We start from the raw sequence: 10,422 nt of genomic DNA, 5'->3' as shown, positions 1-10,422 counted from the left end.
CGCAAATGTAGACCGCACCTCTACCCCATACACCAACCTACCACACTACAAACACCCTACAGTAGGTGCTGCACGTAGCTTCAAACACCCTACATTCTGCTTTACCTTCTAGATCACCACCCCTCTAGTAGCGTCTCATTTACTCCCCTATTTGTCCAATACCCTGTGCTAGTAGCACCCATACGTATGGGTGAGCAATGCCATACGTATGGGCAGACAATGACATACGCTAGAGTAGGCTATACCTCAAGGCCACCTCCGCATGGGTACAAAACTCCACCATAAGCGCCCTATCTCTGCTAATGCTTTACTATGTTTCAAATCAAAGGTTATCAGCTATTATTTAATGGTAACTTAACTCAGAGAACAACATTTCTTCTTCTCGTGACCCTAGTTTCGCAGAACCTAACAGGAGACAATCAGCAACCTAATATTGAGATGATCAGTGCATTTTTCAGAAAGAGACTATACCTGTTTTTACTCCTCTCCAACCCATGTTTTAGTCTAGACTCCATTACTCCAATTCAACTGGACAGCATCGATGATTGGGCTTGCCTAGAGAACACTAGTTTGTACCAACTCAGAGCAGATACAGTCACAGATGTTGCCCGTATCCTGTCAGATGGTCAATTCAAAACTTATGAGCTATCATCTCCCAATTCGGACACAAAGGGCATCTGGATCATGTTTTCCATAGTCAACAATCAAACAAATGGTGACTCACTTCATATCAACTGCAAATTTTATGATGAAGTGAGACTATATGAAATAGATGAAGAAGCCAACTCACAACTGATCAACTCGACGGGTTATCTTCCTCAATACTATCAAGCAAAAAAATGGAATGCTACCATCCCATTTTACCAACCTCCTCTATCACATAAAACCTATTTACTAGGGCTGATTTCTCATACCAGAAACTCACAAAAACTGTCTAGTTATTTCATGACGAACTGTGAAAAAGTGTACTCAAGTGAGAGCTTCAAAACTGAATACCGCCTACCCAAATCATTACTCTTCTTTTTCTTTGGAGGAGTACTTATGATGTCTTTTTATAACCTAGGCATAGCCGTCAGCACACATTATCGAGAGTACATCCTTTTTTCGATGTACAATTTTTGTTTTGTTTCGTTGGGGCTCAATTTATCTAATCTACATATTGAACTAGGCTGGGTGACGCCTTTTGATTTTGAAAGAAATTTAAGATTCGTCCCTGCAATTATTGGCATTGCAGTCTACATGCTTTTTGCCATCTCCTTTCTTGATTTAAAAAAGCTAAACCTAGGCTTGTATAAATTTCTCCGCTATATATTATGGGCGTTTCCACTTATGCTGGTGGGGATATTATGCTCCTACTTCGATCTGGTATTTGTCATTTTTACCTTACTGATGCCTCCTATATTTATCACTATACTCTATGCCTCATGGATCAGAGCACGTGAGCACACCTATGTCAGGTATTTTTTGGCGGGCAATGTTTTACTCATCTCAGTAGGTCTACTTCAACTCATGTCTTTACTTGGATTCATTGCTTTGGTCAAGATGTCCTCTCTCTGTATTTTGGCTTTGATGCTGGAAGTCATCCTGTTTTCATTTGCGGTGGCTATCAAGCAAAAAGTAACCAAGAAAGAACTCTATCTCATGCGAGTCAAGAACCAACTCCAGCGAGAGAGAATAGAATATGAACTAGATCTCAAGGCCAAATTGGAGATAGAAATAGAAAAAAAGTCCCGTACACTTACTTCCTCTTCGGTACAATGGCTCAACCTTACCGAACAACTCATCGTGCTAAAGAAAAAAGTAAAGGAAGGATTAAAGGAAAAAGACAAACCACTTTATAAAGAAATCATCCGACAAATAGAAGACATCGAAAATTTTGAGAATCAGTGGTCTTCTTTCAAAATTCACTTTGAGAATGTGCACAAGGGCTTTTTTGAGAAAATAGAAAGTAGATTTCCAATTTTATCACAAAATGATCTGAAAATTTGTGCTTTCATGAAAATGAAACTTTCTAACAAGGAAATAGCTCAAATCCTAAATGTTACTAAAAAAGCCGTAGAACAAAGCAAACGCAGAATGCGAAAAAAGATTGGTTTAGAGACTGACGATGATTTACTAGAATATCTGCAAGACACGCTGCAAAAGAATCTTATGGAAATTTAAGTACAACACTTGCTTCTAGTAAATATTCCCCCCAAAGAAAAAAAATCGCCATGATGTGCAACCAAATGAAGTCGAGGTGAATCTTATAGCTGACATCTAAAACTAACAAACCATGAAAAAGCTATTCGCTGCCTTTGTGCTGCTCCTGCTGACTATCCAGTTGGCCTACTTGCAGACCAACTGGCTCAATCCTGAAACAAAAACCACTTATCAAAGTGTGCAACACACCGATCCAGCTTGGTTTATTGATGATATCCAAACCTGTATCATCGTCACTTCAGGCACTCCTAGCAACCGCATTACAACAGTTCGTTGGCAATATTTGCCAATTCAGATCTCTCACCTTTTTCCAGGGTGATGTGTGCAAAAATCGATTGCCCTTGTAGCCTATCTACTAGATAAGAAAGTCCATTACTCTGTGAATCCAAATAGGGTGTATCGATCTGATTGACATCTCCAGTGAAGACAATCTTGCAATTTTCTCCTGCCCGGGTGATGATGGTCTTGACCTCATGTGGTGTCAAGTTTTGTGCCTCATCCACGATAAAATAAATATTGGACAAACTCCTACCCCTGATATATGCCAATGGTGTGATCAGTACCTTTTCCTGCGCGACCATCTCGGTCAGCACGCTGTGCTCCTTCTCTGTTTCCTTCCATTGATTTTGGATGAACTTTAAGTTGTCCCACAGTGGCTCCATGTAGGGGTTCAGTTTAGACTTGATATCTCCAGGCAAGTAACCTATGTCTTTGTTGCTCAATGGCACGATAGGTCGAGCAATGTAGATCTGCTTGAAATCACGTCGCTGCTGCAATGCTGACGCCAGCGCCATCAATGTTTTTCCCGTGCCAGCTACGCCAGTGATCGCTACCAGTTTGACCTCAGGATTCATCATTGCATGGATGGCAAAGGCTTGCTCGGCATTTTTAGGTTTGATCCCATAGACCGCACGCTTCTCGACATGACCAATATTTTTGGTGACAGGATTGTAAAACGAAAGTGCCGAGCTCTTGGTGCTCTTGAGGATGTAGTAGCAATTGTTGATAGGCTCTATCTTGCCCAGTGCTTTTTTGGCATCTACCTCGCCATTCTTGTATAGATCGTCGATGGTGGTAGCTGGCACTCTGTTGATCTCGCTCTTGCCCAGAGTTGCCATTGAGTCCACGTTCTTGATTTTGCCAGTCTCATAATCCTCAGCAGATAGTTCTAGGGACTTGGCCTTGAGTCGAAGATTGATGTCTTTGGATACCAATACGACCTTCTTGTCTGGTTCTTCTTTTTGTAGCTTGAGTGCAGAGTTGATGATCTTGTGATCATTTTTCTTGTCTCCAAAAATCTTCTCCGCATCAAACTCCGTCTTGGTATCAGAGTACATCAGTACCTTGAGTTTTCCACGACCTTTGCCTGGTAGTGGGATCCAATCTTGGAGCATATGATCCTCCGCCAAATTATCGAGCAGACGAGCAAATTCTCGTGCTTCAAAATTGAGGGTGTCGTTTCCTTTCTTAAAATTGTCGAGTTCTTCGAGCACCGTAATGGGAATCCCTACGTCATGCTCAGCAAAGTTCATGATCGAATCATGAGAGAACAAAATTACAGAGGTGTCAAGAACAAAGATCTTTTTTTTGCTGCCTTTTTTCGCCATAGAATTGGTGGTTTTTGCTTTCGTTAAACTGTATAAAAATCAGTACAACTACAACAAAAACCACCAATGGTTTTTCACTTTTTTCGGAAAGTCCGCTATTTGTTGATCCAAGACTTTCGAAGTGCCAACTGCTCCGAACTGGCATTCTCCATCAGCTCCATCACTCCTGGTTTTTTGACATCCACCGCTATGGCTTTGGCCTTCAATTTTACTTTCTTCAGCTTTCCTTTTCCATTGTCTCTCAAGACTACGGCGCTGATCATATCACCTTCTTGATGACCTTCTTTGTATGCGGTCAGTACTTCTTTGTAATTTCCGATGTCTATGATTTTCTTATCAAACTCATAGAGTACATCTCCATCCTGGTACCCCATCTCTTCTCCAAAGACGTTGACCTGTGCAGTAGAGTTGATAGTCAACAATGAGTCTTTGACTCCAAAGCTAATATTGCCTACTGACAGTTCTTTGCTGGTCACGCCTGGCGAGTATTTGACCCCTACCATATACAAGAAATCTTCGTAGGGAATAGACTCTGTCCCCTCCACATATTTGGCAAAGAACCCTCTCACCTCTGGATAGGTCATTTTGGTAATGATATCAAAAAGTGCTTCATCTTGGAAAGATTTTTCTTTCCCAAACTCCTTGGACAAATCAATCATCATCTGCTCCACACCATATTCTCCTCCAGACAACTGACGCAGTTTGATATCGAGTGACATCCCGATCAATGCTCCCTTTTGATACACATTGTAGTATTGCTCTTTCGTTTCGTCCAGACAGTTCTCACTCATCTCCGTGAATGGTAGGTTGTCTTGAAATTTCTTAGACTGAGTAATTTTGTCATTGATTACCTTTAGGTATTCTTCCGTACTCATCTCTCCGTATTTGACTTGTGCCAAACCAGCAGCATACTCCGTCATCCCCTCATACAACCATAGGTGTTTGGACATTTTGGGATTGATAAAATCAAAATCGCCAATCTCCTCAGAGTGAATATTTAAAGGAGTCACGATATGAAAAAACTCATGTGCTGCCACATCTCTGATGACTTGCGCGAGATAATTAGGATCTGCCTCTGGCAAATTATACATAGAAGAGTAGGAGTGCTCTAAAGCGCCATACCCTCCTGACAAACTACCACCTTGGAAGAGGTAAATCAAAAACGCATAATTGTCGACGGGCAATTGCCCCCCCATGTAGGCTTTCTGTGCCTCCAGCGTAGGTTCGATCTGGTCTCTGACAAAAGCAGACGTCAAGATTCCTCCTGGAGAATAAACTGAAATCAAAATCTTGGCTCCACCTACGGTGAATGTCACTGTATCTGGCACACTGTACATAATCGGGCCATCTGCCAAATCAAAATAATTGTTCGTAGTAAACAAATCCGTGGAATCATTGATCGCTTTTTTATCAAGGGCAGATGCACCAAAGAGTGCGGAGGGTTTGTTGACCGTCACTTCGTACGGCAAATCTTTCATGCCTTGTAAATAGCCAACCATTGTAAATGTATTGACTACAAAACTGGTATCCTGCTGAATATTTGAGCCAGCAGGCTCAAATATCACATTGCCTTTGTCTGTGTCATAGGTATCTTCTACCCAATACGATAGGGATGCCAAAGTGCTTGCTTGTCCGATAGCGAATCTATTGTCGGTGATTTGCTTGACGGACAGCTCTCTACCTGTAGCATCATAGGCTTTGAAATCCTCCAAAAAACGACCAAAATCATAAATGGAGTAGGTGCCTGGTACGATCTTGGGAATTTGAAACTCGATCGTATCTTGATCCACTTTAGGAAGCTGGTAGGTCACTTGAATCTTGTCGTCAACGACACGGTTGAGATCAATGGTGACAGCATATTTATCTTGTGCAAAAGTCTGCGCTATCAGCGCAAACATACAGGCTACTAATACAGGAATATTCTTTTTCATATTTGATAATTCTATGTTGTGAGCAATCTAATCATTCCCAATCAACAGCAAAACGAGATTGTGATGAGTGGTCAAATGCTCCCAACAGCTCTTGTTAGGATTTGGTTTTCAATTATTTTGCTTTGACCGCATTGAATGTCCCACAGATAATATTGAGAGGATCCAAAACAATGTGGCCTTGTAGGTCTGACCTGATGTTATCCAAAGATATTTGTTGCTTCTTTTGGGTAAGCATCACTTTTCTGATCTCGAATGAATTATTGCTTGTCTTGATCGGTACGTCTATTATCAATTGGTAGGTATGATCTGTCAATTGTTCGAAGTTCAATTCCAGACTATTTCTCTTCAACTTCCAAGAATAGTTGATCCTAGGACTACCTGGCACATACAACCATTGGTTGAAAAAATAACTCAAATCTTTTCCTGAAATCTCCTGTGCCACAGCTATAAAATCCTCAGATGTAGCATTGGAATATGCATAGCGCTCATAGTATGTTCGGATAATTTGATCAAAAACTTTCTGTCCCAGACGCTGATTGAGCAATCTCAGCACCCAGGCTCCCTTTTCATAAGTCAAAGTATTGAGATAGCCATTCAAGTTGCTAGAATCCGTTTGCACAATGGCAGTCTGTGGGTGAGCCTGTTCATACTCAATTATTTTCTTCTCATCTAGCGCAGCATTTTTCTTCAAACTATCCAATCCATATTTTTCTGTGAGGTAAAGCAATTCAAAATAGGTAGCGAATCCTTCACTCAACCAAACATCACCCCATTTGGCCTCACTGGCACTGTTGCCAAACCACTGATGCGCAACCTCATGAGCTATCAAGGTGTTCAGATTTTTCTTGCCAGCTATCGCCCGCTCACTGTAGAAGATACAGCTGGCATTTTCCATCCCGCCAAATACCGTAGTGGACTCAACATGATCGAGTTTTTCAAAAGGATAAGGTCCGATTTTCTCCTCCATAAACCGAAGAATCTCAGGAGCATCACCAAAATCCCTATGTCCATGCTGGGCATGGTGCTTGTACAACCATACATGAGACATACTGTCCAATTTGGTCACATGAAATTCGGCGGCACCCATGGCCATCACTTTGGTAGGGATGACCTTGTCCATTTTCCAATGTGTCATTTTTTTTCCTGATGCCAAAGTTTTCTCACTCACGAGGTGTCCATTAGATACTACTTGATAGTGAGCTGGTGCAGTCACCACAAACTCGCAAGTCGCCTTGTCTGTAGGGTGATCTACGACAGGTAGCCACTCACTCGCTCTCGTAGGCCAGTGGTCTGTGAAAAAAGTACGCTGACCATACTTGTTCTGAGATATAATCAGGCCATCTCTAGGCATACCCGTGTATTTGATGTTGACAGCCACAGATTGACCAAGGTATGCTGGCAATATGGGGATTCTGATCAAACCTTTGCCATGTACAAAGGCGACATGCGTGGTACCAATCAACACACGCTGAATGTGCATTTGGTCACTAAAATCGAGTACGATCGAATCCAATTGACTGGGTATTTGAATAGTCAAGTCGGCCTGGCCGATCACGATATCTGAAGAATCACTGAGGTCGACGGAAAACTTGTAGTGCAGGACGTCCATCTTTCCACTCTGGGCGTAAGACAGGTCAATCCCTAAAAAGACTATGAAAAAAGGCAGGAAGAAAAAGAATCTCATTTTTTTTGGCTAAGTGATTATCAAAAATAAACTTATTTCATGGTTAGCAAAATATTAAGGAATTATTGCTCAACTGTAAAATCAGGATTTAGGGTTTTAGCGAATGCGATCACAGCATTCATTTCTTCTATCTGACCCAATTGCTGACGACTCTTGGCTTCTATTTGGTACTGAAAGATACTGTCAGGCCATATTTCTTTGGTCCAAGATATGGAGTTGATTGCTTCTGTATAATGCTGCGAGGCGTAATGCATTTCGGCTACTTTCATATAAACGTCGTAGTGCTTTTTGGGTACTAGGTCTGCATTGATGACTATCGAATAAGCCTTGCCTATGCTCTGTTCGTAGCTAGACACGGCCATGCTTGCTCCAATCTGATAGTACCTGAGGGCTTGTTCGTAATCCTCCAAACCTTCCTCATAGAGCTGTCCCATTTCCCAATAAAAATCCATCGACTCATAGCCATACAAGTGCAAAGTCCTGTAGATGTCAATTGCGCTCTTGATATCTCCAGCTCCCTTATAGGCCATGGCCATATTCTTCATAAAATAAGTCGAGGCAGAGATGGGATCGTCCTTGAGCAACTGGTACATGGACAATGCCTGCTCATATTCTGCTGCTTTCAAATGGTTGTCTCCTCGTTTGCGGATTTCATACAAGAGGTCTTCTTTGTACTGCTTGACATCCTTCTCCTCTGCATAGAAGTGACCCAGCTCCAAAAGCCCCTTTAGACTCCCTTCTAAATCACCCGATTGTGTTTTAGACTGAATTTCTTCAAACAACTCTCTCCTTTGCAGCAATAGCTCGGCGTATTCTTTGGCTTTGAAGTCTTCATAAAAATATATACTCAGTTTGATCAGCAACGCGATTCCAAAAGCAAAAAGAAAAGCATAGGCAGTAGCTCTCAGGTTTTCCATAGAGCTCATGGCGACTGTCTTGGGTCGTGCATAGACTGGAGGTGGGACATACCTTGGTTCGGGAGTTGTCTCAGCGGTAGTTTCAGACAGGTAGCTCAACATCACGTCATAATGAAATCGTGCTTTATCGTCCGTGAGGGTCTGGTGAGCCTCGTTGAGCAACTTGAAGATTTCTTCCATCTTTTGATCTCCAAAATGTCTATCAGGATGATACTGCCATGCCTTGGCTTTGTAAGCTGCCCTGATCTCCGCTTTGGTCGCGTGGACAGGTACTCCCAAAAGATCATAATAGTTGAACACAGAGATTGGGCTTATGTAAGACTTTATAATTTTAACTAAAAACGGAGACAAAGAAGTATTGGTATGCAGAGATTTTAACTTTGTCAACATAGATGAGCGAACACGACAAAATCATACTGCCCGAAAAGTATTATCTGGACTACTTCCGCTACCTTCTAAGTTTTGTCAAAAGCAAATACGCTACACTCCTAGATGAGCGTGAAACGAAATTTATCGAGGAATTTGAAAAATTATCAGAGGATGCCCAATGTCTCTATGTCCGAATTAACAACCGCAAAGGCAAATTTTTCAGACGCTCCAAACTCCACTACCCTGAGATAAGCGACCTGCTTGCCGCTCATAGTGACCTCCTCGCAGCGGGATATTGCCACGTACCGCATGTCCTCAGTATCGAAGAGGCCTACGGGTTGATCAATGCCTACACCAAACCAGAAATTACCCAAAAACTCAAAGGTGAAACAGTTGCTATCGACTGGAAACTCCCAAAAACAGAATTGATCTTACAGATCATAGAAACTGTTTCGCAAGAGGCTATTCTAGGATACTTCTATGATGGTGACGATCTCATCACGCAAGGCAAAGAGGAAGAATGGGCTATGATCAAATTATTTTTCTTTGGACACAACCATGGCGACATGTCGGACTTTGTGATCAGGGACATCGGGCATGCCAGATTCATAGATATCGATGAGTCCAAGCTCGGACTGTCCTTTGATACCAGAGCAGAAGCAGAGGCCATCATGCAGCTATACAACCATAGCAGGGATTTTATGATTCTGGAAGAAAATGGTGAGGCAGACCTGATTCTCCAATGGTTTGAAAGCCTTGACATCCGATACTTCCTGTCTCTCGAAAAAGCTAAAAGCAATGCAGACAAACTCATCCATCGTGTCGGCTATCATTTGGAGAAAAACAAATACTATCCCGAGGCACTTTTCATCTACCAACATAGCACAGCCTCGCCCATGCGCGAACGACAGATCAGAATCTACAACAAACAAAAAAACCTGACATCAGCACGGCAATTGGCACAAGAAATCCTCCTCGCTCCTAACGACAACAAAGAGTACTACATCGCACAAGATGTCATCAACAAATCCAGTCAAAAACTAAAGTCCACTACCCTCAGACAAAAGTCAGGGATTGAGATTTCACTCTCTCCAGCATACCAATACAGGGTAGAAGAAGGTGCATTGGCATACTTTTCAGCACAGGGTTATCATGGGGTTCATTCAGAGAACAGCATTTGGCGCAGTATATTTGGATTGGTGTTTTGGGAAGAAATTTTTGACCCGCAGTACAATACCCTGCATCAACCTCTACAGCGCAACCCCACAGACCTCTACGGCAGAGACTTCTACAAAAACCGAAAAGAAGCACTCCATCAGCGTCTGACACTGCTCAAAAACAAAAAGCAAATCATAAAGTGCATGCAAACCAACTACGATCAGAATCATGGAGTCGCCAGCATGTTTGTCAATTGGGAAGAAGCCATCATGGAAGCCTCCATCAGATTGGTGACATTTTTGAGTTTGAAACAAATCAAAAATACCTTACTAGTGATAGCCCTTGACCCCAAAACTCGCTCTTCGGGATTTCCAGACCTCTTCGTCTGGAACGAAACAGAGTATCACTTCTATGAAGTCAAGTCTCCTACCGACCACCTCTCTGAGAAGCAACTCTTCTGGCTGGAGCACTTTGACCAGCAAAAGATCAATGCTGAGATCGTGTTAGTCAGGTGGGGGTAAATCCGTTCAATGGTCTGAAGAGCCGCTCCCTGA

At 42.3% G+C, this 10,422-nt stretch carries 7 protein-coding genes; 3 read left to right on the top strand and 4 right to left on the bottom strand.

The features are described 5' to 3' along the window. Positions 1–384 precede the first annotated feature (384 nt). On the top strand, positions 385–2,163 hold the full coding sequence (locus tag N6H18_RS08280; RefSeq protein WP_262311366.1) for a 7TM diverse intracellular signaling domain-containing protein: 1,779 nt from the start codon (positions 385–387) through the stop codon (positions 2,161–2,163). Between the two features lie 112 nt (positions 2,164–2,275). Then, entirely contained in the window at positions 2,276–2,521 is a 246-nt protein-coding gene (locus N6H18_RS08275; RefSeq protein WP_262311365.1) for a hypothetical protein, read from the top strand. On the opposite strand, the gene N6H18_RS08270 is transcribed toward N6H18_RS08275, so the two are convergent. The 4 genes from N6H18_RS08270 to N6H18_RS08255 all read right to left on the bottom strand — a co-directional run bounded on the left by N6H18_RS08270 (position 2,463) and on the right by N6H18_RS08255 (position 8,641). After that, positions 2,463–3,809 (bottom strand): PhoH family protein, encoded by a 1,347-nt coding sequence (locus tag N6H18_RS08270; protein WP_262311364.1) that lies wholly within the window; start codon positions 3,807–3,809, stop codon positions 2,463–2,465. The two genes, N6H18_RS08275 and N6H18_RS08270, sit on opposite strands and share 59 nt — an antisense overlap. Before the next feature lie 95 nt (positions 3,810–3,904). Next, positions 3,905–5,740, bottom strand: a complete 1,836-nt coding sequence (locus tag N6H18_RS08265) for a M61 family metallopeptidase (protein ID WP_262311363.1) — start codon at positions 5,738–5,740, stop codon at positions 3,905–3,907. A gap of 112 nt (positions 5,741–5,852) precedes the next feature. Next, a complete protein-coding gene (locus tag N6H18_RS08260; protein WP_262311362.1) occupies positions 5,853–7,424 on the bottom strand; it encodes a M1 family metallopeptidase in 1,572 nt (523 codons plus the stop codon). A 62-nt stretch (positions 7,425–7,486) separates the two neighbouring features. Continuing rightward, complete coding sequence (locus N6H18_RS08255; protein WP_262311361.1) at positions 7,487–8,641, bottom strand: J domain-containing protein; 1,155 nt, start codon at positions 8,639–8,641, stop codon at positions 7,487–7,489. Positions 8,642–8,733: 92 nt separating this feature from the next. Here N6H18_RS08255 and N6H18_RS08250 point away from each other — a divergent pair, with 92 nt between their 5' ends. Further along, positions 8,734–10,389 (top strand): VRR-NUC domain-containing protein, encoded by a 1,656-nt coding sequence (locus N6H18_RS08250; RefSeq protein ID WP_262311360.1) that lies wholly within the window; start codon positions 8,734–8,736, stop codon positions 10,387–10,389. The last annotated feature ends 33 nt before the right edge of the window (positions 10,390–10,422 follow it).

The organism is Reichenbachiella agarivorans (assembly GCF_025502585.1).
GTDB lineage: Bacteria > Bacteroidota > Bacteroidia > Cytophagales > Cyclobacteriaceae > Reichenbachiella > Reichenbachiella agarivorans.
The sequence above is the reverse complement of the archived record's forward strand: the minus strand, read 5'-3'. Positions and strand labels throughout refer to the sequence as shown.

Excerpts from the sequence above, each read along its gene's own strand:
- N6H18_RS08250 (WP_262311360.1), top strand. The coding sequence starts at position 8,734 with ATGAGCGAACACGACAAAATCATACTGCCCGAAAAGTATTATCTGGAC.
- N6H18_RS08265 (WP_262311363.1), bottom strand. The coding sequence starts at position 5,740 with ATGAAAAAGAATATTCCTGTATTAGTAGCCTGTATGTTTGCGCTGATA.
- N6H18_RS08260 (WP_262311362.1), bottom strand. The coding sequence starts at position 7,424 with ATGAGATTCTTTTTCTTCCTGCCTTTTTTCATAGTCTTTTTAGGGATT.
- N6H18_RS08275 (WP_262311365.1), top strand. The coding sequence starts at position 2,276 with ATGAAAAAGCTATTCGCTGCCTTTGTGCTGCTCCTGCTGACTATCCAG.
- N6H18_RS08270 (WP_262311364.1), bottom strand. The coding sequence starts at position 3,809 with ATGGCGAAAAAAGGCAGCAAAAAAAAGATCTTTGTTCTTGACACCTCT.